General features: G+C 48.1%; 21 protein-coding genes and 1 tRNA gene. 13 read left to right on the forward strand and 9 right to left on the reverse strand.

Translation table 11 applies throughout. The features are described from left to right. Window positions 1-3: 3 nt before the first annotated feature. From Q4E93_RS13660 to Q4E93_RS13675, 4 genes are all read left to right on the forward strand, one after another. On the forward strand, window positions 4-1806 hold the full coding sequence (locus tag Q4E93_RS13660) for an ABC transporter ATP-binding protein (RefSeq protein ID WP_303586037.1): 1803 nt from the start codon (window positions 4-6) through the stop codon (window positions 1804-1806). Beyond that, on the forward strand, window positions 1796-2521 hold the full coding sequence (locus Q4E93_RS13665) for a glycosyltransferase (RefSeq protein ID WP_303586039.1): 726 nt from the start codon (window positions 1796-1798) through the stop codon (window positions 2519-2521). Before Q4E93_RS13660 ends, Q4E93_RS13665 begins: the two co-directional genes overlap by 11 nt. Further along, a complete protein-coding gene (locus Q4E93_RS13670; RefSeq protein WP_303586041.1) occupies window positions 2518-4131 on the forward strand; it encodes an MBL fold metallo-hydrolase in 1614 nt (537 codons plus the stop codon). Before Q4E93_RS13665 ends, Q4E93_RS13670 begins: the two co-directional genes overlap by 4 nt. 79 nt (window positions 4132-4210) lie before the next feature. Further along, window positions 4211-4507 carry a DUF3303 family protein gene (locus Q4E93_RS13675; protein WP_303586043.1) on the forward strand — a complete coding sequence of 99 codons (297 nt, stop codon included), beginning with the start codon at window positions 4211-4213 and terminating at the stop codon, window positions 4505-4507. A gap of 64 nt (window positions 4508-4571) precedes the next feature. Here Q4E93_RS13675 and Q4E93_RS13680 read toward each other — a convergent pair whose 3' ends face one another. Beyond that, window positions 4572-5870, reverse strand: a complete 1299-nt coding sequence (locus tag Q4E93_RS13680; protein WP_303586045.1) for a serine hydrolase domain-containing protein — start codon at window positions 5868-5870, stop codon at window positions 4572-4574. Window positions 5871-6092: 222 nt separating this feature from the next. On the opposite strand from Q4E93_RS13680, the gene Q4E93_RS13685 reads away from it, so the two are divergent. From Q4E93_RS13685 to purU, 3 genes are all read left to right on the forward strand, one after another. Next, complete coding sequence (locus Q4E93_RS13685) at window positions 6093-7067, forward strand: sensor histidine kinase (protein WP_303586047.1); 975 nt, start codon at window positions 6093-6095, stop codon at window positions 7065-7067. Next, entirely contained in the window at window positions 7067-7759 is a 693-nt protein-coding gene (locus Q4E93_RS13690) for a LytR/AlgR family response regulator transcription factor (RefSeq protein ID WP_303586048.1), read from the forward strand. The genes Q4E93_RS13685 and Q4E93_RS13690 overlap by 1 nt, the downstream gene beginning before the upstream one ends. A gap of 139 nt (window positions 7760-7898) precedes the next feature. Next, window positions 7899-8726 carry a formyltetrahydrofolate deformylase gene (purU, locus tag Q4E93_RS13695; protein WP_303586050.1) on the forward strand — a complete coding sequence of 276 codons (828 nt, stop codon included), beginning with the start codon at window positions 7899-7901 and terminating at the stop codon, window positions 8724-8726. An 84-nt stretch (window positions 8727-8810) separates the two neighbouring features. On the opposite strand, the gene Q4E93_RS13700 is transcribed toward purU, so the two are convergent. From Q4E93_RS13700 to mgrA, 3 genes are all read right to left on the reverse strand, one after another. Further along, entirely contained in the window at window positions 8811-9272 is a 462-nt protein-coding gene (locus Q4E93_RS13700) for a peptidase associated/transthyretin-like domain-containing protein (protein WP_303586052.1), read from the reverse strand. A gap of 138 nt (window positions 9273-9410) precedes the next feature. Beyond that, a complete protein-coding gene (locus tag Q4E93_RS13705; protein ID WP_303586054.1) occupies window positions 9411-9860 on the reverse strand; it encodes an SRPBCC domain-containing protein in 450 nt (149 codons plus the stop codon). 89 nt (window positions 9861-9949) lie between these two features. Then, window positions 9950-10939: an L-glyceraldehyde 3-phosphate reductase gene (gene mgrA, locus Q4E93_RS13710; protein ID WP_303586056.1), complete on the reverse strand. Its 990-nt coding sequence runs from the start codon at window positions 10937-10939 to the stop codon at window positions 9950-9952. 56 nt (window positions 10940-10995) lie between these two features. On the opposite strand from mgrA, the gene Q4E93_RS13715 reads away from it, so the two are divergent. Continuing rightward, window positions 10996-11472, forward strand: a complete 477-nt coding sequence (locus Q4E93_RS13715) for a hypothetical protein (RefSeq protein WP_303586058.1) — start codon at window positions 10996-10998, stop codon at window positions 11470-11472. 10 nt (window positions 11473-11482) lie between these two features. Further along, window positions 11483-11995, forward strand: coding sequence for a hypothetical protein (locus Q4E93_RS13720; RefSeq protein WP_303586060.1), 513 nt, complete (start codon window positions 11483-11485; stop codon window positions 11993-11995). A gap of 1 nt (window position 11996) precedes the next feature. On the opposite strand, the gene Q4E93_RS13725 is transcribed toward Q4E93_RS13720, so the two are convergent. Together Q4E93_RS13725 and serA are read right to left on the reverse strand one after the other, a co-directional pair. Continuing rightward, complete coding sequence (locus Q4E93_RS13725) at window positions 11997-12719, reverse strand: YqjF family protein (protein ID WP_303586061.1); 723 nt, start codon at window positions 12717-12719, stop codon at window positions 11997-11999. Window positions 12720-12761: 42 nt separating this feature from the next. Beyond that, the gene (gene serA / locus Q4E93_RS13730) at window positions 12762-14000 is read right to left on the reverse strand and encodes a phosphoglycerate dehydrogenase (protein WP_303586062.1); all 1239 of its coding nucleotides are present in this window, start codon (window positions 13998-14000) and stop codon (window positions 12762-12764) included. Between the two features lie 225 nt (window positions 14001-14225). On the opposite strand from serA, the gene Q4E93_RS13735 reads away from it, so the two are divergent. The 3 genes from Q4E93_RS13735 (at window position 14226) to Q4E93_RS13745 (ending at window position 17255) form a co-directional block, all read left to right on the forward strand. Beyond that, entirely contained in the window at window positions 14226-15461 is a 1236-nt protein-coding gene (locus tag Q4E93_RS13735) for a serine hydrolase domain-containing protein (protein ID WP_303586063.1), read from the forward strand. 77 nt (window positions 15462-15538) lie between these two features. Further along, window positions 15539-17065: an NAD(P)H-hydrate dehydratase gene (locus Q4E93_RS13740; protein WP_303586064.1), complete on the forward strand. Its 1527-nt coding sequence runs from the start codon at window positions 15539-15541 to the stop codon at window positions 17063-17065. A 116-nt stretch (window positions 17066-17181) separates the two neighbouring features. After that, window positions 17182-17255: transfer RNA gene (locus tag Q4E93_RS13745), tRNA-Pro, on the forward strand. A gap of 238 nt (window positions 17256-17493) precedes the next feature. Here Q4E93_RS13745 and Q4E93_RS13750 read toward each other — a convergent pair. Together Q4E93_RS13750 and Q4E93_RS13755 are read right to left on the reverse strand one after the other, a co-directional pair. Further along, a complete protein-coding gene (locus Q4E93_RS13750; protein ID WP_303586065.1) occupies window positions 17494-17937 on the reverse strand; it encodes a hypothetical protein in 444 nt (147 codons plus the stop codon). A gap of 324 nt (window positions 17938-18261) precedes the next feature. Beyond that, window positions 18262-18897 carry a hypothetical protein gene (locus Q4E93_RS13755; RefSeq protein WP_303586068.1) on the reverse strand — a complete coding sequence of 212 codons (636 nt, stop codon included), beginning with the start codon at window positions 18895-18897 and terminating at the stop codon, window positions 18262-18264. Window positions 18898-19096: 199 nt separating this feature from the next. Here Q4E93_RS13755 and Q4E93_RS13760 point away from each other — a divergent pair, with 199 nt between their 5' ends. Next, a complete protein-coding gene (locus Q4E93_RS13760; RefSeq protein WP_303586070.1) occupies window positions 19097-19951 on the forward strand; it encodes a formylglycine-generating enzyme family protein in 855 nt (284 codons plus the stop codon). A 226-nt stretch (window positions 19952-20177) separates the two neighbouring features. Here the strand turns inward: Q4E93_RS13760 and Q4E93_RS13765 are convergent, their stop codons facing one another. Beyond that, window positions 20178-21593, reverse strand: coding sequence for a serine hydrolase (locus Q4E93_RS13765; RefSeq protein WP_303586072.1), 1416 nt, complete (start codon window positions 21591-21593; stop codon window positions 20178-20180). Window positions 21594-21666 lie beyond the last annotated feature (73 nt).

A 21666-nucleotide genomic window follows, 5' to 3' on the forward strand; every position in this document is an offset into this window, starting at 1 on the left:
ATTATGAAACTATTATTGCGATACCTGCGCCGGTACAGACACCTGGTGTTCCTGGCCCTTTTGCTGGCGACCATGGACCAGCTATTTATTAATCTCAATCCTTATATTATTGGCACCCGGCTCATCGACCCTTTTGCCAGCAAGGCCCGGTATTTCCGTGAACATGGATTGGAAGCAGATTATGTCCGCGGGGTCTTCTCGGGCATCCTCATGATCGTCGTCGTCAGCACGATGGCCTGGCTGTCCAAAGGTTTCCAGTCTTTCACAGTCAATAAGATCGTTCGAAGGCTTGGCGCTGACCTTTATTCGGATGTGCAAAGCCATGTCCTGTGCCTGCCTTACCGGGATTTTGAAGACCAGCGGAGCGGCGAGATCTTATCTATCCTCCAGCGGGCGCGTACGGATAGTGAGACGTTTATCAACAAGTTCGTCAATGTGCTGTTCGTAAGCATAATTGGGCTTGGTTTCGTTGTTTTCATTTCTTTTCGGTTAAGCCCGCTATTACCCGTGCTGTATGTCACTGGCGCCGTCGTACTATCCGTCATTACCAACTTTTTGAGCCGCAAGATCAAGGCGATCCAAAAGGGTATTATGGCTGAAACAAATGCGCTTGCCGGCTCCACGACAGAATCGCTCCGGAATATTGAGCTGCTGAAAAGCCTGGGTCTGATACAGCAGGAGATACGCCGGCTGAACAAAGCGAATTTCAGGATATTGAAGAATGAGCTGAAAAAAATAAAGAATATAAGATCGATAGGGTTTGTATACAGCGCATTCATCCAGACCCTGCACCAGGTCTTTACCTTTAGTCTGCTGCTGTTTGTATTTTATGACAAGCTCACCGTCGGACAGCTGATGATGATGCAATTGTATTTTTATTTCATTTTCGGCTATCTGGGGGAACTAAATCTTGTTATTGTTGCTTATCGCGAAGCGGAGATCTCGCTGACCAATTTGCAGCAACTGTTGGATATGCCCAAAGACACGGTATGCCGGCACCCGGAAAAGATTGGTCCTATCACTCACCTCCGTTTTGAAAATATCCGCTTTCAGCATAGATCTGCCATACGGCCTGCGCTGGAAAGCATATCCCTCGAGATCAAACTGGGGGAGACCGTGGCGATTGTCGGTCCTTCGGGTTCCGGAAAAACAACGCTGGTGAAATTGTTGGTCGGCCTGTACAGCCCCACGAGCGGAAACATCTACTACAATGGTTGTATGCACGACCGGATCGATTACGACGAGATGAGACACCAGTTGGGGCTGGTAACCCAGGATACCCAGCTGTTCTCGGGCACGATAAAGGAGAACCTTCTTTTCCTGGATCCGGCGGCGGACGATGACACAATAGGCGAGGTATTGCGCAGGACGGCCTGCCAGAACCTGCTCGATCGCGCTCCTAAAGGTGTTGATTCAGTGATAGGGGAAGGAGGCTTGAAATTATCCGGCGGTGAAAGGCAGCGGCTTTCCATAGCCCGATCACTCGTCAGAAGATCGCGCCTTATTATTTTCGATGAAGCTACTTCCTCGCTTGATTCGCTGACGGAAAGGGAGATCACCGATACCATCCGGTCGATCACGCAGCAAAAGGAATATATTACCCTGATGATCGCCCACCGGTTGTCCACCGTCATGTTCGCAGATCGCATTTATGTGCTGGATAAAGGCCGGATCGTCGAGACGGGCAATCACCGGTCTTTGCTGGAAAAAAAGGGACTTTACAACGCAATGTGGCGGGAACAGACGGGGGAGTGGAAGGAATCCGTCATCGTACCGCCTGGAAAAATACCGGTAAATGAGCAATAAGATCATCCAAAGTTTGTGGATAGGGAACAGATTGAGCAACAACGAGCTGCTGTGCCTCTGGTCCTATATCCGACATGGACATGAATTTCACCTGTACGCATATGAAGAAATAGCCGGCCTGCCGGTAGAAGTACGGCTCCTGGACGCAAATACTATCCTGCCCGCAACTTCCCTGTTCAAAGACACCGGCAATACCTATGCGTCCTTCGCCGACTGGTTCCGGCTGAAATTACTGTTTCAAAAGGGCGGATGGTGGGTGGATATGGACACCATATGTATGAAGCCATTTGACATTGATGGGGAGTTTTGCTTTTCTTCAGAATGGAAATATGGCAAAGAGGAATGTGAAGTCAATAACACCTGCATCAAATCTCCGGCCAATGCCGCCTGGCTCGGTGAACTGCTGGACGGCATAGAAAGAAAGGTCGGCAGCGGAACGCCGGTAAAATGGGGCGAGATCGGCGTTTACCTGTTCAGGAAAGAGATGTCCCGCTATGATGAACTGCTGCCGCATATCCGGGAGCCGGCTGCTTTCTGCCCGCTGGATTATTTCGATCTTTCCTCGCTCATCTGCAAAAGCTTGTACACGCCATCGCGGGAAACCCTGGCCGTGCATTTGTGGAATGAGATATGGAGAAGAGGTAACCTGGATAAAAACGCTACTTACCACCCCGAAAGTCTTTATGAGCGATTAAAAAAAATATATCTGCCATGAACGAAGCAAAAATGTATCTCAAGCCGAACGTTGTGTTCGAACCATTGATCGACAAATGGTATGCCTGGAGTCACCTGGTCTCTCCGGCTACGGCAGCAATGAATATTGTGGGAAGACACCTGGCTATTATGGAGTCCTATCTGCTCGCGCCGGCCGTTCATGCCGAAGCCATCCTCAATCCCCAGCTGCGGGGCGGTCCCTTCATGGATTTTGGCGGAGGCAGGATAGAGGAGGTCAAAGCCCTGCAAGCAGAAACCCTTCAAAAAAGAGCCGGTCTCATTCAATTTGCCAAAGCCATAAAGGAATTGGACAAAATGCTGGCACAGAACGCTAAAGGATATGGACTCGAGAGTTTATACGAGAAAGTCCCACCCCTGCTGAAAGGCTATGTTGAGCTTTATTACGACCGCAATAACAATCCTGACTTCAGGGTATTCGAATCGCTCCTTTACCGCAGTGAATTTTTTGATAAGTCTACCCAAGGACTGGCCCTCTGGGTCACCAATAATGATCATCGCCCGTTTGCGCTTACCACTCCCAAACTGGATGATCCCAACGTCCTTTACCTGGATATACCATTCGATCATCCCGGCATTGATGAGCTGGCCAAAATGAAGAGGGTTCCGCAAACGCTGGGCTATATCAAGGCAATGCTGGGAATATCGGTCTCGCAGGAAGAGATCTTTGAAACGTTCTTTACAAAAGAGCCATTTCCTGCCTATAATAAATATACAGGTGATAAGATCCGCATGCGCTATTTTGGTCATGCCTGTATATTAATTGAAACAAAGGATATCAGCATTCTTGCGGACCCACTGATCAGCTATTATGGATATCATTCGGACATAGAGCATTTTACGGACTCAGATCTGCCGGACGTAATCGACTATGTGCTGATCACCCACAATCACCAGGATCATATTTTGTTCGAGACACTGTTGCCATTACGGCATAAAATAAAAAATATCATTGTTCCAAGGACGACGGGAGGCAGGCTGGAAGATCCCAATCTGAAGCTCATGTTCAATAGCATCGGGTTTAACAATGTCATCGAGATCGATCCGATGGAGACCATCCACTTTGCAGACACCACCATCACCGGTGTCCCATTCACCGGGGAACATTGCGATCTGAATATACAGGCTAAATCCTGTCACCTTGTTCAGATCGGGGAGTTCAAACTTTTGTTCATGGCGGATTCGAGGATCGTAGAGCCATCATTGTATAAACATATTCACCGCCAGGTAGGCGATGTAGACGTGATATTCCTTGGAATGGAATGTGACGGGGCGCCATTGACCTGGTTATATGGTCCTTTGCTGACAAAGAAAGTGCCAAGGGATCAGGATGCTACCAGGAGACTGGACGGTTCGGACTGTAAAAGGGGTATGTCGCTGGTGGATATATTCCACCCAAAAGAAGTGTATGTTTATGCCATGGGGCAGGAGCCCTGGGTGGAGTTCATCAGCAGTCTCAAATACACCGATGAATCGAACCCGATCGTTCAATCCAATATGCTGGTGAATATTTGCCGTGAAAGAAATATTATCGCCGAGCGGCTGTATGGGGAAAAAGAGATCTTATACGAAAAGCAGGTATTAGTGGGGTAAAAGTCATTTTATGTTTTTTTATTTGTATATTTATTTACTATTTAATAGTTTATAAATTAAATAAATAAAAATCCCACCAATGCGCACTTTACTAAAAGCTACCATGGACGTGGTTGCATCCAACAAGGCCATCCTGGATGGCACACTTCCCAAGATCATGAAGACGACCATAGACAAGCTTAAGCCGGAAGCCAGCTATTTCCTGGCGACGGATGGCTGCAGAAGCTGTCTCATGGTATTTGACCTGAAAGACCCTTCCGAAATACCATCGATCGCCGAGCCTTTCTTTTTGAACTTTAACGCGAAAGTGGAGTTCTGCCCGGTCATGAATGCCGAAGACCTCCAGAAGGGGCTTGCCGCCATGCAAAATGCCTAGGATTCGTTAAGGAGCATTGTTCAGCCTTCAGGGCTGAGAAGTGCTCCTTTTTTTTTCTCTCATATTATTTTCGGTTTGCGCTCAGTACTTGTTTGCCATTTTCGAAAACGACCAGGGTATTGGCATCCGGGAATTGGAGCTGTACATCATAACCGTCCAGGAAGAATTGATTGGATGATTCAGGATAAACGACAGCGGTAGGTATCCCATCGCCGGAAACTTTTAAAGCGCTGCCTGCTTGCTCCACTTTGATCAGTTTGCCATTGCTTTGTGCGTAAATGCCTGTATAGCGCTGTAGCAGCGTGTCTGCGATGGTGATCCGTTGATGCCTGCCGGCACCCTTGTTCATGGTGGCCAACAGTTGTTTTCCGTAGTCCATTGCGCGGGCAATGATGCGGTCGCTCACGAAAGCACCGTTGTCGGCGTTGGTCATAACCACGATGCCCCTTTTCGATTTGGGCAGAAAAAACGCCATGGTGCGTACCCCGATATCAGAACCACCATGTTCAAAAGCGTATTCACCGTTTGGCAGGCCCTCTACCAGCCCCCAGCCTAAACCGCGGTAATAATTTTCTTTGACTTTTACCTCGGGTTTGTTGTAAAGAGAGGCATTGTTCATGGCGTACAGGCCAAGCGTACAATAATCTTCGATAGTGGTGATAAGGTCATCGGCTGAATTGACCGATGTTTGGATAGAGGTAGCATACCGTTTCCCCTGCCCGTCATGCCAAAAGGCAAAGCGGTTGGTGTCCAGGGTTGCGCTCCAATAACAGGTGTTTTTGATGTCGAGGGGTTTTAATAAATACGTATTTAGTAATTGGTCAAGGGATACCTGAAATTTCGCTTCCAATGCCCGTCTCAAATATTCATAACCCTCTCCGGAATAACCGAATTTGGTACCGGGTTCAAAGTTGAAATGGAGTTTAGTACCCCCGTTGTCGGAACGCCAGTTCGGAAAACCGGTTTGGTGGCTCAAAACAATACGGGTGGTCAGTTTACCCAGGTAAGGGTCACCTGCGATGTCCGGGTCTATCCAGTAATGCGCCAGCGGTTCGTCCAGGTCCCATTTACCCATTTGGACGAGCTTTAACGTTAACATGGCGGTCACAGGCTTGGTTTGCGAAGCGATATTGAATAGCGTATTCTTTGGAGCAGGATGACCGGCTTGCAATTCGCCGAAGTTTTTTGCCCATTTGATCTTGCCGTTTTCGATGATGCCGACGCCCACACAAGGAACATGGTATTCGGCCATCCATACCGGAATATCCTTTAACAAACCAGCCTCAAGGGTGTCGGGTTGTGCAAATGTGCTGTTCATCAGGCCCAGAAGAACAATTATGAAAAATGCGGGTTTGGGTTTCATTTGTTTTTGATTTTAACCAAAAGTATTTCCGGCCTACCGCCTCTTAAAATATAAGTGGTGAAGTACCTTACTCCGGTGATGAACGTAATTACGGCGATGATGAAACGTTCGTCATCAAAAAGTCTCCGTTCATCACCAATTTTTGGTGATCAGGCTAACATCGTCTTTCTTTAGATCATGAGACCCTTCGATTGGACCTGCTTATTTACCAAACCTCATAAGGTGTATACCCAGCTAGGGTTCTGGCTCATCGTTTTCCTGCTTTTTATTTTCCTTAAGGAATACCCCAACCGGATGACCGGGGCAACGCTGATCTGTCTTGTTTTACAGGAAACACTGGAACTGGCCATCCCGAGTTATACGCAAAATCTCCTCATCCTGCCTTTTTTTAAACAGCGCAAATGGCTATTGGGGATCATCCTATACCTGCTGCAGGTCTTTGCGCTGATATACGGTTTGCCCTACCTGTTAAACGGAATAGGCCTGATGTTTCCGATACAGGATCGCGTGGATTGGCGAAAGGAGCATATCACTTTTAGCATGATTGCCTTTACGGTCATTGCCACGATGTTCAAACTCGGACTGGACAGGCTGATCGGGGATAAGCAGCAAAAAGACGATCAACTGCGCCATCTGAAAGCACAACTCAACCCGCATTTTTTATTCAACACGTTGAATAACCTATACGGTTTATCGGTTGCCGGATCGAAAAAGCTGCCGGACCTGATGCTGAAACTATCCGAGCTTTTGCGTTATTCCTTATACGAGACCCATCAAACCTATGTAGCGGTTCAAAAAGAGCTGGATTATATCCATAATTATGTGGAGCTGGAGCGAATCAGGTTGAGCGATAAAACCGATATTCAACTGAGTATTTCCGGTGACTATACGGGTCAATATATTGCACCGCTGCTGTTGATCATTTTTGTAGAAAACAGCTTTAAGCATTTTTCAGCGCCTAAGGGGCATCCCGCCTTTGTGCATATCCAATTGGGCTTCCAAAACGGGCATTTACAACTCCTGGTAATCAACTCGGTTGATCCGGATTGGGTTCCTTCTAAGAACAGGTCCAAAGGCGGCCTGGGCTTGAATAACGTTAAACAACGGTTGGACCTGATCTACCCGGAGCAGTATACGCTGAAAACAACCCGGGAAAGCAATATTTTCAAAGTCAATTTAACCGTAGATTTGAACTAATGAACATCAATTGCATTATCGTTGACGACGAACCTATCGCTCGGGACATCCTAAAGACCTATATATCGCAGGTTCCTTACTTAACCCTGGTGGCCAGCTGCGAAGATGCGTTCGAAGCTATGCAGGTGCTGAACACCAAAGATGTTGACCTGATCATCCTGGACATCAATATGCCGCGGTTGACCGGCCTTGAAATGCTCCGGTCGCTGAAGAAATACCCGGCGGTGATCATTACGTCGGCTTACCCGGAATATGCGCTGGAAGGATTTGAACTGTCGGTTACCGATTATTTATTAAAGCCTTTCTTATTTCCGCGGTTTGTGCAGGCTACGGAAAAAGTTGTTAATAGGACGGGGGAGACTTTGACAGCTACAAAGGAGGGAGATCTGTTCATAATGGTCAAATCCGATAAGAAGCTCACCAAAGTGTTCTATGACGACATCAGGTATGTGGAAGCCTATGGCAATTATATTTTTATTTATACGGGTTCAGCAAGGTTAATGTCCAAACAGACCCTGACGCAATTTGAACAGCAACTGCCTGCTGCTAAATTTACCCGCATCCATAAATCGTATATCGTCTCGCTCAAGGCCATCAAATACCTGGAAGGCAATGAGGTGTTTATGGGGGATAAGAAACTACCGGTGGGCAAGGTTCACCGGGAGCAGCTTATGGCGGCGCTTCATCGATAAGTCTAGCTGGGGGATGGGAACTCACTAAAGATGAACAATATTAACACCGGGTTCTATTTAACATAATATTAATTATAAGACAATTTGGTCCTCCAAAAAAGACAGGTGAAAAACCCTTCATTCTTCCGATCTTGTCTATATGATCATCGTCATTCAATGTAAGGACCAGGTCGGACTGGTGGCTGCCATTTCGGGCGTCCTGGCACAGGAACAGCTAAATATCATTTCGCTGCGCGAACATGTAGATCCTACGGAGAACCGGTTTTTCATGCGTATAGACGTAGCGGGAGAACGCGCTGCAGAAAACCTTCAACGCGAGCTGAGGAAATTTCTTCCGCCGGATGCCGTCATTTCCATCAATCCCCGACCGGAGAAAAAGATCGTCGTACTGGTGACCAAAGAGTACCATTGCCTTTCGGATATCCTGGTACGCCATCATTTCAGGACACTGGGAGCATCTGTCCAGCATGTCATTGGGAATTATCCCATCCTGGAGGATATCTGCCATCGTTTTGAGATCCCATTTTCACATATCACGCACCAGGACCAGGAAAAAGAGATCTTCGAGCAGCAGATCATCGATGCTATGCTGCAGTATCAACCCGACTATATCGTCCTGGCAAAATTCATGCGCATCCTTTCCCCTGCTTTTATCAGGGCCTTCCCGGCACGCATCATCAATATCCATCATTCTTTCCTTCCGGCCTTCGCCGGCGCCAATCCTTATCGCCAGGCATTCGAACGGGGCGTCAAGCTCATCGGCGCCACGGCTCATTTTGTCACGGATCAACTGGATGAAGGGCCTATCATCGCACAGCAGATCATCCCCGTGAACCATTCGTTCACGGCGGCTGATATGATGAAAGCTGGAAAAGAAATTGAGACATCCGTGCTTGCCAAGGCCTTAAGGCTGGTGTTTGAGGATCGTGTGCTGGTGTATAAAAATAAAACGGTAGTATTTGAGTAACTAATTTTCTATCGGCTCTGGCGGCGGCTGGGTGCCTTTTTTTCCGAGGATATTCCCGAAGGGAAGGATAAGAGGGATAGAGGACTACTTCATGTTCACAATGGACAAAGAGGCAAGGTTGGTCCTGGACGAAGGAATGATCACATGATCTTTTGAAAATTCTTCCGCTTCTTCCAGGCTAATGGACATCTGATGATTTTTCTGCGCTTTGACGGTAACAACAGTCTCCGTGCGGTCGCGGTGAATGCCCAGCCCCTGGATCGTGACATAATACTTTCCGGCAGGCACGCCTTCGATGGTGATGTTGCGGTCGTTGTCGGCAGAGAACACTTTGTATACAACACCGGCTCCCGTACGATTACAGCGGTCGAAAATGATCAGGACGGAATCCTTGTGGGCTTCGGCGGGGGCGAGATTGTTGAATTTGAATTGAACGGAACCTTCATTGACCGTCATCATTTTCCCGGCTTTGGCGCGGGGCCCCTTTTCGGCATGCACGGCCAGGCTCAGCAGCAGGCAGGCAAGGTAGAAGTAAATTTGTTTCATGGGGGTACTAATTATAAAACAGGAAATACCCAAAGGCATGCCATTATATAGATAATTTAAAATCAATATAATAGGCTCCTCCCTGGCTTTAGGTATTTCCCTTAGTAAGAACACGATTCCCAACTATGGAAAAAGTCTCTATTTTTCAAGAAGCTCCCTGATGACAGCCAATATGGAGCTCCAGCCGCCGGCATTTACCGCTTCCTGGTACCGCTCCTCCCCCTTGGCCGCATGTTCATACCCGTCCTGTGTGACTTTTAATTCGGTCAGGCCATCCGCCTCCGATAGTTCGTACGTCACGTGCAGGTAGTTTTCAGGAATGTCCGGAATGCCCATGCCGGGATCGATCACGGAATATTTCAACAAAAGGCCCGGCATGATGGCTTCTACCTTCCCCTTGACGGGCGTAATTTCCTGTCCTTCGTGCTGCATCTTCCATAGAACGGGACTACCGACTTTCCAGTCGGATTCCACGGCGCAATTGAACATGTATTGTTTGGTCCAGAATGGATCCGTAAGGGCTTCCCAGACTTTCGACGCTGAGGCATTGATGCGTATGATATTCTCCACTTTCATTTCTTTTGCCATAAAGATGTTTTTTATTGCAGCAAATCTAGGGGACCTCATCCGGTAGCCATTGCACCTGCCGGATAAAAACTAACGGATTCCGGAGCGCCTTAGCGCAGGATCTCCTCTATCCGGCTCAATTCTTCCTGGCTGAACCAGGTGTTACGGAAGCACTGCAGCGAGTCCGTCACCTGTTCAGGCCTGCTGACGCCTATCAGCACGGAGGTGATCCGCTTGTCCTTCAGGATCCAGGCCAGCGCCATCTGGGCCAGCGTCTGGTCTCTCTTGATCGCCAGTTCGTTCAGGCGCCGGATCTTATCCAGCACTTCCGGGGTGACCTGCTCCTCTTTCAGGAAGCCATGGGGCTTATGCGCCCGGGAATCTTCAGGTATGCCTTTCAGGTATTTATTGGTCAACAGACCCTGCGCCAGCGGAGAAAAAGGGATGCACCCTATGCCTTCTTTTTCCAGCAGGTCCAGCAACCCTCCCTCCACCCAGCGCTCGAACATCGAGTACTTAGGTTGGTGAATGAGACAAGGGGTGCCTAGCCTTCTCAGGATGCCAATGGCCTCCGCCGCTTCCTCCGGCTTGTAGTTGGACAGACCGACGTATAGTGCTTTTCCCTGCCTGACGATGAGATCAAGCGCGGCCATCGTCTCTTCCAATGGCGTATCGGGGTCGGGACGGTGATGGTAAAAGATATCCACATAATCCAGGCCCATCCGCAGCAGGCTCTGGTCCAGGCTGGAGACCAGGTACTTTTTGGATCCCCAATCTCCATAAGGGCCGTCCCACATATAATAGCCCGCCTTGGTAGATATGACCATCTGGTCACGATGGTTGCTGAAATCCTGGTGCAGGATCCGCCCGAAGTTCTCTTCAGCCGAGCCCGGCGGAGGTCCGTAATTATTGGCCAGGTCGAAATGGGTAATGCCGGCATCGAAGGCCAGGTGCAGGATCTTACGGCAGTTCTCTAACACATCCACATGACCGAAATTATGCCAGAGTCCCAGCGATACAGCAGGCAATTTCAGCCCGCTGTTGCCGCAACGCCGGTATTCCATAGACTGATAGCGATTCGAAGCAGGGGTATAAGACATTTGAAAAGGATTGAAGTGTAAAACTACTTAACTTTATCCTCTTCAACTTCGGCATTATGCGTTCCCCTAACACCCTCTTCAAGATCCGCGGCATGCTTGTTTTTTTTATGGTCTCCCTGGTGGTCAGCGGAGCAACCGCCTTCCCTGTATATTCGGAGCTGAAGTGGCTGCTTGCAGGCGGCACACCGTATGAGGGACCTGGTCATGATTGGCTACAACAGGTATGGTACGGCGTCCGGGACACACAAGGTGCTTATCCCTTTCTTTTTTACGGCTTTGACTGGCTGGCCTTCGCTCACCTGGTCATTGCCCTTCTGTTCGTCGGCCCTTACCGGGACCCGGTGAAAAACAAATGGATCATCGAGTGGGCCATGCTCACCTGTGTGGCCGTCCTGCCCCTGGCGCTCATCGCAGGCCCCATTCGTGGTATACCCTGGTACCATATCGTCGTCGACTGTTGCTTCGGGATCTTTGGATTGATCCCCCTGGCCTTACTCCGCCATTGGATCCGGCAGTTGGAAGCCGTCAGATAAATCATCGTTTATGCATTACCTGGAGAAATTAATAGCGGAAGAACATTCCAAACAGCAGTGCGATCGCATCGTAAAATATATCGGTAAGGATAAGCTTCGTTTTGCGGAGCTGATGCGCCTTTTTTTCAAAGGGGAATACCGCATCACACAAAGGGCTGCGTGGCCCGTGAGCAATGTGGTACGGCTGCACCCGGAGCTGATCACGCCCTATTTTAAACCCCTGCTGGACAATCTCGATAAGGAGTGCTTGCATGTAGCCGTGGTGCGGAATACGATCCGGCTGCTGCAGGATGTGGACATCCCGGCTAAATATCAAGGTCGTGTAATGAGTCAATGCTTTGCGTATGTCGCTGCACCTGAAACACCCATCGCCGTCAAGGCATTTTCACTGACGGTGCTGCAGAATCTGTCTCAAAAATATCCTGATATTCTGCCTGAGTTGAAGCTCCTTATCGAGGAACAATGGGACCAGGCGCCTCCCGCCTTCCGCAGCAGGGCCCGCGGGATATTGCGATCAGTCTAGTTCATCCAATACGCTTTTTCCCATATACCTTGATGGGTGAACCTTCCGCCAGGAACACCGACTCCGGTGCCTGGTCCTGCAATGCTGCAAAGGACATTCCATATAAGGCCCCAAAATCACAATCGATGTGATAACCCCGGATGGGATGGACATTCCAACGGGGATGCGCTACCCGGTATTCCCCGCTATGCGCAGGCCCCACGGCTGCATATCCCCAGAAATGCTCCGTAATGAACTCTTCCTTGCTTCCCGTTTCCAATTCCACCGGCTGCGCATCTGCGTCTGCTTCCAGTCCATTCCACCGGCCCCGATGCTTCCATCGGTAAGTCACTTTAAGCTGATCACCCGCCGTGTTGTCCACATATTGCATAGGCATCGTCATATAATGCTCCCGGAACAGCGTATTGGCTACCCAGGTAATGGCCGGTTTCGGGACGATCTCGCGGATAAAGACCACACCCCGCTTCCATTCCCGACCTTGCTTATGCCGTACGTAAAAGCGCAGATTGACCTCCGGGAAATCGGTGTGGTAAGGGACCCTGATACCTTTTACCCTTACATTGCGGAACATAAACCCCACCAGACTGACATAGGTTTGCCCCTTCCATTCATCCAGCTCGGTATGGGCTGGCAACAACGGCTGCAGCAGTTGCGGGGCAACCGGATAATTTGCCATAATGAGCTTTCGCCATTCTGCCGTAAGAAAAGGAGGCTCCGGCTTCAAATTTAATTGTTGATTAGCCTAAGTAATTAATTGTATTTCAGTCTAATAAAGAAGCCTCGTTTTTAAAGTCTGTTTCACTTCCTTCAGCAGTTCCAGCGCCTGATTGGAAAGCTTTTTGTCAATGTCCAGCACTACATAGCCTATTTCATCATTCGTTTTCAGGTATTGCCCCAGGATATTGATATTGTGCTGGGATAAGGTGGTATTGATCTCTGACAGCACTCCCGGCACATTCTTATGGATATGCAGGATCCGGTGCGTTCCTTCTTGTTGCGGGAGGCTCAGGGGCGGGATCGTATGGCTGCCGATCGTCATACCCGTCTCCAGGTATTGGAATAGCTTGTTGCTGACATCGCCGCCGATATTCTCCTGTGCCTCTTCCGTTGAGCCGCCGATATGCGGAGTGAGGATCACGTTGGGCAGGTGCTGCAGGGGCGTCTCAAAGCGGTCGCCATTCTTCTCGGGCTCCCAGGGGTATACATCAATCGCCGCGCCCGAGATCTGGCCCTCCTCAATCGCCTTGGCCAGTCCTTCGAGGTCCACGACCTCACCCCTGGCGTAGTTCAGCAGGATGCTTCCTTTTTTGAACTGCTTGAGCACCGTCTTATTGATAAGATTCTTTGTCTGCGCCGTTTCCGGGACATGCAATGTCACGATATCCGCCTGGCTGACAACTTCTTTGAGCGTCTTCTTGGCCACTGCGTTGCCCAGCGGCAGTTTGGTCACGGTGTCATAATAGATCACCTTCATACCCAGGGCTTCCGCCAGAATGCTGACCTGGGTGCCTATATTGCCATATCCAATGATTCCCAATGTTTTACCTCTCAATTCATAACTGCCTTTTGCTTCTTTCAGCCAGATTCCCTCATGGGCCGCCTTGCTCTTGTCCGGAATGCGCCGGATCAGCATAATGGCGAGTCCGATCACCAGTTCGGCTACGGACCGTGTATTGGAATAGGGAGCGTTGAACACCACCACCCCGTGATTTTTAGCCGACTTCAGGTCTACCTGGTTGACTCCGATACAGAAACAGCCGATGGCCTGCAATTTTTTTGCGGCATCCAGCACTTTGGACGTGATCTGGGTCTTGGAACGGATGCCCAGCAGATGAACATCCTTTACTTCGTTGATCAGCTGCTCTTCGGACAGCGCCCCTCCTATCTTACGCACAGAGGCATAACCGGCATCTTTAAAATACTTTACGGCAGCATCGCTGATGTTTTCTAAGAAAAGTATGTTAATCTTTTCTTTGGGATAGCTTGTAGATTTTTTATCTACCATAATTTTGCCCTTCTTTTTACGTTACATTTCCGAATTGGAAGTGCAAAGTAACACCGGATTATTTTAATTTTGCCGTTTTCTAACCTAAAAAAGTTATTCCTGTTGAAAGCTATTGGTATTTTAGTATTATCCGCGTCCCTTTTAGCATCCTGTGGCCAGGCTGCGCAGCCTCCGGCAGTTCCTGGGAAAGATACACTCGATCCCGCAAACAATACCAGCCCCGCATTGACAGAGACTGAACTTCACCATTATTCCGCGATTGCCGGTCATTTTTTTGATTCCATGCTCTCGGGCCGGTTTAACGGGAGCGTTTTAGTCGCTAAAAAAGGTGTAGTGTTATACGAGCGTTACAAAGGCTTCAAATATCCGGAAAGAAAGAAAGATTCATTAGACGCACATACCGCCTTTCATCTCGCATCTGTCTCGAAGACTTTTACTGCCATGGCGACCTTGAAATTGTGGCAGGAAGGCAAGCTGGATATTCACGACCCGGTCTCAAAATACCTGGCGGGATTTCCCGACACCGCCACCACAGTACAAATGTTATTGAACCATCGCAGCGGCCTGCGCAATTATGTTCATTTCATGGACCGCTCCGGCTGGGATAAGCATAAATTCCTTTCCAATGGCGATGTCCTGCAATACATCATCGCCCACCCCCGGGAGACAAGAGGCAGGCCGCCGGGAAAAAATTTCGAATACTCCAATACCAACTATGCCCTGCTGGCATTGATCATAGAAAAAGCGTCGGGCCTCCCCTACCCGGATTACCTGGCCAGGACCTTCTTCCAGCCCCTGCAGATGCAGGATACATATGTTTATACCCAGGCGGACTCGGCTACTTCTATGCAATCCTACTACCAGACAGGCCGTAAATTCCGCATCGAGTTCCTGGACATGGTCTATGGGGACAAGAATATCTTCAGCACCGTGCGCGACCTTTACAAATGGGACCGGGCACTGCGTGACGGTCAGCTCTTCTCTAAAGGGGTCCTCGACAGCGCCTACGCAGGCTACAGCTTTGAAAAGCCGGGCCAACGCAATTACGGACTGGGATGGCGTATGCTGATGATCCCCAACGGCAAAAAGCTCATCTACCACAATGGCTGGTGGCATGGCAACCGCACTGTATTCCTCCGCATGCTGGATGAGGATGCTACGATCATCGCGCTTTGTAACAATGATTATAAAGGCGTTTATTCTTCCAAGAAGCTGGTGGACCTCTTTGGTGATTATCGCCAGGGAAGGGAGAACTTCGATGAAGAAGATCCTTCCGATCCTTCAGGCGCAACCGCCTCAACGGCAGCCGCAGTCCCTTCTACCGCCGGCGACCCCGGAGGGGTAAAGAAGGCTGATCCGCCTCCCGCCGCGAAGAAACGCTCACTGGCTAAAAGATCTCCCGTCAAGCGGCACTCCGCACATGCCCATAAACGCAGGACGGTAGCAACTGCCGCACGCTAAGTCGTCAGGAGGATCGCAGGAGGGCAATAATTTGTCAATTATGCAATGCGCTTCGCTCAAATTGAGTAAATTCCGGCATGGAAATATTTTCAGCCGATCAAATACGCGCCTGGGATCAATTTACCATAGAAAATGAACCAATCACCTCCATCGACCTGATGGAACGGGCTGCCGGCAGCTGTTTTTCCTGGCTGGAGCAGCATGGCTATCTCGACCGCAGCTTCTCCATCTACTGCGGCAAAGGGAATAATGGGGGCGACGGACTGGCGCTGGCGCGCATGCTGGCCGAACAGGACTGCCCTGTCATCGTTCACATCCTTGAATTCGGACATAAAGGCACCGATGATTTTCAGGCCAACCTGGCGAGACTCCACGTGACGCCGGTGGAAATACGGTTTATCCAGGGGGCGGACCACCTGCAACCCGTGCCCGAACGTGATGTATTGATAGACGCCCTGCTGGGCACAGGGCTAAGTCGCAAGCTGGAAGGGGTGACGGAGCTGGTAGTACAGCATATGAATCAGTCGGGGAACGAGATCATTGCGATCGATATACCCAGCGGCCTGTTTGTGGACAAGTCTTCCAAAGGCAATATGGTGATCCGGGCCGCTCACACCCTTAGTTTCCAATGCTGCAAGCTGGCGTTCCTGGTGCCCGAGAACGAAGCGGTCATCGGCAATGTCCATATTCTGGACATCGGCCTGCATAAAGGCTACCTGAAGAACATCGCCGGTGAGCAGGAACTGGTGGACAGCAAAATGATAAGGGCGATATTCCGGCCCAGGAAGAGCTTTGCCCATAAAGGCAATTTCGGTCATGCTTTGCTGGTAGCCGGCAGCTACGGGAAGATAGGAGCTGCCCTATTGGCCAGCCGCTCCTGTCTCCGCAGTGGTGCGGGGCTGCTCACCTGCCATACCCCTGCCTGCGGCTACGAAATACTGCAGACCTCATTGCCGGAGGCGATGATCCTGACGGACCCTGACGAAAAGATCAATACCACCTTTACCGGGGAGCTTTCCTCCTACTCTGTCATCGGCATTGGACCTGGCATTGGGACCGCTCCCCGCACCAAGGCCCTGCTGGAAACTATCCTGCGCAGCTATAAAAAACCCATTGTACTGGATGCGGACGGACTGAATATCATCGGCTCCAACCCCTCCCTTTTCTTCCTTCTGCCCCCCTACTCCATCCTTACGCCTCATCCAAAGGAGTTCGAGCGGATGTTCGGCAAATCAGAAGACGATTTTGCCCGTCTGCGGCTGGCATTGGAAAAAGCACGGGACCATCAATGCGTCATCGTGCTGAAAGGGCACTTCACCTTTATCGCTATGCCCGGCGGTAAGGGATATTTCAATTCTACGGGCAATCCGGGCATGGCCAAAGGCGGCAGCGGCGATGCATTGACCGGCATCCTGACTGCCCTGGTGTCCCAGGGCTATTCCTCCGGAGAAGCAGCCCTGCTGGGCGTCTATCTCCATGGCCTTGCCGGTGACCTGGCTGCAGCCGCCCTTTCCCAGGAAAGTATGCTGGCGTCGGACCTCATCGATCACCTGGGAAAAGCATTCCTGCAGCTGGAGGATGAGGAGATGAATTCTATTTTGTAGGATGCCTGAAGGGTGCTATTTTTGCAGCCCGCAGAGGGTCGATATTTCTTTCATGGAATCAGCGATCATCAGCGGATCAGGTGACCCGGCCATTGGGCCTTTGTTTTACCGGTTTTCGGGAAGTAGCGCAGCCCGGTAGCGCATTACGTTCGGGACGTAGGGGTCGCAGGTTCGAATCCTGTCTTCCCGACAAACGAGACACAGCCCCCGCTTTTACGGGGGCTGTGTCATTCCGGAGCGGAACCGTCGAGCTCGCTCGAACGGTGCAGCGCAAGATGACAAAAGCCCGGAACGGGCTTGTATCTCGTTTAGGCCTCCCCTATCGGGATCACCGAGCACGAAGTGCGAAGGTAATCCTGTCTTTCCGACAAACAGAATGGCAAGCCCTCGCGTAGAGGAGGTTTAATATTGGGCCAAGCCGCAGCGAGCTATTGGAATAGCTCATCAATGTGCTGATCATAATCGAACTTGGTAATGGCCCATCCGCCTCCATTATTATATAAAATGAAAACGAATCTTATGTACCATCGTTTGAATTTTGCCAGATAAGTCAGCTTGATAAGAGAATCTTTGACATCCTTCTCCGAAACTATTTCATAGGATAACATTTCGCCATTCTCTTTTGTAAAAGCCGACATCTGCTGGCTGACGGTAGCGACTAATGTATCAATTTTGAATGGTTCTATATACGAGTATGGCTTGAGTCCCTGTAAAGCCTCTGTGTATTTCTTATTCCGGAAGACGGCCATAAACTTGTTGCAAACGGCCATCATTTCGGGTTTGGTTACCAAATGGTTTTCCTGGCCAAATTCGAATTTGCAGCTGACTAAGAGTATTAATAGAAAGGTGAACCGTATGATGTTCCTTATCATGAGCTTGTTTTTTCTTTATTAGTAGGTGATATCCCGTGTATCGAAAAAATGAGCGTGGATGTCATCGTATATAAAATTATAGTCATGTATTTGCTCATTTGCCTTAGAAATTCAATATAGAGATTTAAGCTGAATATTAAATCGGTAGTGCAACCAAACGCCGTAAATCTATTAGAAATAAGCTCGAAATTGTACAGGCAGGGCGACACAACGAGAGACAACCTCCGCTTTGCAGGGGCCTTGTCATTTCGGAGCGGAGCCGTCGAATGTATTCGAACGGAAGAGCGCAGGGTGACAAAAGCCCGGAACGGGCTTTGTATCTCGTTATGGCCAGGTTTTGTTAGGGAAAGATGCGAAAATACGCAACACACGAGTTTCAGTTTCGGTGAGATCTATGGGCTTTCCATTTATCATGGGCTTACGATTCTTTGCATCGAACAACATCGAGCCCAAAGCGACTATACCAGTATTCTGACTATCAGGTAAGACCCGACGCGGCTTAACAAATCTCAAAAAAATAAAACCAACAAATGCTAAAAAGGGCAAACCGCCTATCAGAAATTCATTCTTTACTGTATTTATTCTCGTCGGTTTAAATTTTATTTTGATCATGTAACGTGTTCTGGATTGCTTTCTTCCTATACAAGCTACAATATCATCTTTTTTATTTTTGGATATAGCATACCCATAGGCTACACCAGACTTATCGCTATTCAGAACTGTGACCACATAATCATCTGCAAGCGGGTCCTTGGCCAACAGACGTTGGGTTGTATTTACCAGTGAATCCGATTGAAAAGTAAGCTCATTCTCAAAACTGATCTGGTATTCATTTTCAGCAATCTTTTTTACCGGAAGCACTCTTGATGCACTGTCGCCCGACTGTAAAAGTAGTCCATGTCCGATTCTGCGGAGTAATATTTCCCTTCTTGAGATAGCAAAGTCGTCGCTATCAGTCATACTGAAAGCTACGCAAATTGCAGAAATAAACAAAGCAATATCTATCCAAAGAAGTACCTACCTTTCCCGGAGAGTAGATTTCGGCTATCGCGCATAGTGTCAATTTAATATTTACAAAGTTTACGTTTTTATTTACAATCCAAATTCCCCGCACTGAAATATATCAAAGTAACTTCGTTGAATCAAAATTTGATAAGAAATGAAAAATAAAAATATCTATGAACCAGAGGTTCCGAAAACGCTGGCAAAAAATCCAGTACTGAAATACATTTTAGTAGCAATTCTGCTCATAGCGGCTGTAGGTAACTGGTGCTGGAAAAGCAACCCGAAGATATCAGAAAACGCAACCGCGGTTAATTCTGATCCTGTTATGACGACCGGTGCAACTGGAAATACCAACGAGCCGGATATGGTAACGGTGCAGGGCGGCAGGTTTGCTATGGGTGGCAATGAGAATAATAATGAAAAGCCAATACATAATGTTACCCTAAGCAGTTTTAAAATAGCTAAGTATGAAACTACGCTAGCACAATGGCAAAAGGTTATGGGCAGCAATCCTTCCGGTCGTAAAGATTGTATGGATTGCCCGGTAACAGCTGTAGGCTGGGATGATATACAGACATTTATACAAAAGTTGAATACCCTATCCGGTAAGAACTATCACCTCCCTACAGAAGCAGAATGGGAGTATGCTGCAAGAGGCGGTACAAAGAGCAAGAAATTTGAATATGCAGGTAGTAATGATGTCAATGCGGTAGCTTGGACTTCTGCCAACAGCGGATCAAATACTCATCCTGTTGGACAAAAAGAGGCCAATGAATTGGGATTATATGATATGTCGGGCAATGTATTTGAATGGTGCAACGATTGGTATGATGAAAACTATTATGATAAAAGTCCGGAAAATAATCCGAAGGGCCCTGCAACAGGGCCGCATCGTGTTTTCCGCGGTGGTAACCGGGCCAGCGAACCCGCTAAAAGCCGCGTAGCCTATCGCAACCCCTTCCAGTTAGGCTACGGCACAATGGGGTTCCGGCTCGCTTCTTCACTTTAGTATACCGAATAGTTCTTCTATTAATCGTGTCTTTTTCATCTTGCTAAATTTAAAATTGATGATTTATGCTAATTTTAAACTGTCTGGATTTTAGGGACACTTACACCTCCCCTATTAGGATCACCGAGGACGGCGAAGCCGCCCGCAGGTTATCCTGTCTTCCCGACAATTCTTTCAATTCGGGACGCAGTGACTGCTATCCGGGCCGCCAGGGGCTGTTTGACACTTATTTTATTTTTTTTGCTTCTTTTATTAATCCACTGAATATGAAGTATGTTTTCATAAGATTACCATTTTTATCGGTTTTGAATTCTATTTGCCAGTCATATTCTTTGTTAGCAGAGAAAAATTTAGTGGGAGACTCCGGCAGTAATTTCAAATCAGGTTCTCCGGGTATTGTTGTCCATAGCGTTCCATCTTTTTTATATACACTGGCTACACGAGACAATTTATATTTTCCCGCATATTTATCGAGCAGGGAAGGGTCAATTGAAATCTCCTTATGAACATAAGGTAGAACTACTTCCTTGTCAAATAAAATATACGCTAAGGCACCCGCAATGTTTGAAGAGCTTTTAGCTTTATTAGCCAGGACAATAATTGTCAAATCTTGCAGGGGATAGTTGATTACTGTAGTGATATATCCTAAAGTTATCATATTGCCATCGTCGCGTTGCTGGATATAATTGCCTAGTTCATTTTCGCCGGTAAGTACGCCGTAACCAAAAAATATTTTGCTGATTGAATCCTTTAAAACGTAAGGGCTAAACATTTCCTTTTGTGTTGAAGAAGAAAGCAGCCTGGTACTTTTCAGGGCCCTGTTAAGTAAAAATAAATCGTAAGCAGTGCTGCTAACACCGATACTGCCCATCACAGCATTGGTAGCGTAGCCAAATTCCGGGCTAAAAGCATGAAAACTGTCTGGTGGAAAAAATTGTTGTTTTGATTCATCGAAAAAGACACTTTCAGTATGATTGAAATGTAGTTTCTTATTTATCTCCATTTCTGCAAACACGTCAGTATTTTTTAGATCCAACGGCGAGAAGATATTTTGCTGCAAAAACTTTTTGTAGGAAAGACCTGATAATTGCTCAATAATAGATACTAGCAAAGGATATTCAGAATAGTAGTGATATTCGTCATATTTTGTTCCGGGCTTCCACGCCAGCGGCACATTCGCATCGGCAAGGCTCTTTACCACATCACTATTGCCGGCAAGTTTTTCTGTTCCCCATTTATTTTTCATTCCCTCATCGTAATAATCAGGCAGGCCTGATGTATGGGTAAGTAAATCTTTTATGGTGACCGTATTGTAAGGCAGTTGTGGCAGATATTTTGTTATGGTATCGGTAAGCTTTAGTTTGCCTTTATCTTTTAGCAATAAAATCGCCGCAGCAGTAAATTCCTCGGTAATATTTCCTAATTCAAACATTGAGTTATCGTCTAAAGGTTTGGTATTTGCGTAATCGATAGTTCCAAATACTTCCTTGTAAATGATGCTGTCATGTTTTGCAACCAAAATAGACCCGCTGAATTGGTTGACAGCAGCGGCTGCATGCATATATTGGTTAACTAACGCCGGGTAATTTTTTTGTGCCAGCAAAGCCAAAGGGAACATAACAACCAGAAATGCCGTCTTCATGCCCTTGTTTTTATATTGGGGAACGATTTTTTTATAACACATGGTTGGCCTATTTATTTTATATGGTTTATGT

Source organism: Flavitalea plasmicola, from assembly GCF_030546645.1.
GTDB lineage: Bacteria > Bacteroidota > Bacteroidia > Chitinophagales > Chitinophagaceae > Puia.

Bases quoted from the DNA above. Each gene is read 5' to 3' on its own strand.
- Q4E93_RS13765 (WP_303586072.1), bottom strand. From the start codon at position 21,593: ATGAAGACGGCATTTCTGGTTGTTATGTTCCCTTTGGCTTTGCTGGCA.
- Q4E93_RS13675 (WP_303586043.1), top strand. From the start codon at position 4,211: ATGCGCACTTTACTAAAAGCTACCATGGACGTGGTTGCATCCAACAAG.
- Q4E93_RS13740 (WP_303586064.1), top strand. From the start codon at position 15,539: ATGGAAATATTTTCAGCCGATCAAATACGCGCCTGGGATCAATTTACC.
- serA (WP_303586062.1), bottom strand. From the start codon at position 14,000: ATGGTAGATAAAAAATCTACAAGCTATCCCAAAGAAAAGATTAACATA.
- purU (WP_303586050.1), top strand. From the start codon at position 7,899: ATGATCATCGTCATTCAATGTAAGGACCAGGTCGGACTGGTGGCTGCC.
- Q4E93_RS13700 (WP_303586052.1), bottom strand. From the start codon at position 9,272: ATGAAACAAATTTACTTCTACCTTGCCTGCCTGCTGCTGAGCCTGGCC.
- Q4E93_RS13715 (WP_303586058.1), top strand. From the start codon at position 10,996: ATGCGTTCCCCTAACACCCTCTTCAAGATCCGCGGCATGCTTGTTTTT.
- Q4E93_RS13665 (WP_303586039.1), top strand. From the start codon at position 1,796: ATGAGCAATAAGATCATCCAAAGTTTGTGGATAGGGAACAGATTGAGC.
- Q4E93_RS13690 (WP_303586048.1), top strand. From the start codon at position 7,067: ATGAACATCAATTGCATTATCGTTGACGACGAACCTATCGCTCGGGAC.
- mgrA (WP_303586056.1), bottom strand. From the start codon at position 10,939: ATGTCTTATACCCCTGCTTCGAATCGCTATCAGTCTATGGAATACCGG.
- Q4E93_RS13755 (WP_303586068.1), bottom strand. From the start codon at position 18,897: ATGACTGATAGCGACGACTTTGCTATCTCAAGAAGGGAAATATTACTC.
- Q4E93_RS13660 (WP_303586037.1), top strand. From the start codon at position 4: ATGAAACTATTATTGCGATACCTGCGCCGGTACAGACACCTGGTGTTC.
- Q4E93_RS13670 (WP_303586041.1), top strand. From the start codon at position 2,518: ATGAACGAAGCAAAAATGTATCTCAAGCCGAACGTTGTGTTCGAACCA.
- Q4E93_RS13680 (WP_303586045.1), bottom strand. From the start codon at position 5,870: ATGAAACCCAAACCCGCATTTTTCATAATTGTTCTTCTGGGCCTGATG.
- Q4E93_RS13720 (WP_303586060.1), top strand. From the start codon at position 11,483: ATGCATTACCTGGAGAAATTAATAGCGGAAGAACATTCCAAACAGCAG.
- Q4E93_RS13760 (WP_303586070.1), top strand. From the start codon at position 19,097: ATGAAAAATAAAAATATCTATGAACCAGAGGTTCCGAAAACGCTGGCA.
- Q4E93_RS13750 (WP_303586065.1), bottom strand. From the start codon at position 17,937: ATGATAAGGAACATCATACGGTTCACCTTTCTATTAATACTCTTAGTC.
- Q4E93_RS13705 (WP_303586054.1), bottom strand. From the start codon at position 9,860: ATGGCAAAAGAAATGAAAGTGGAGAATATCATACGCATCAATGCCTCA.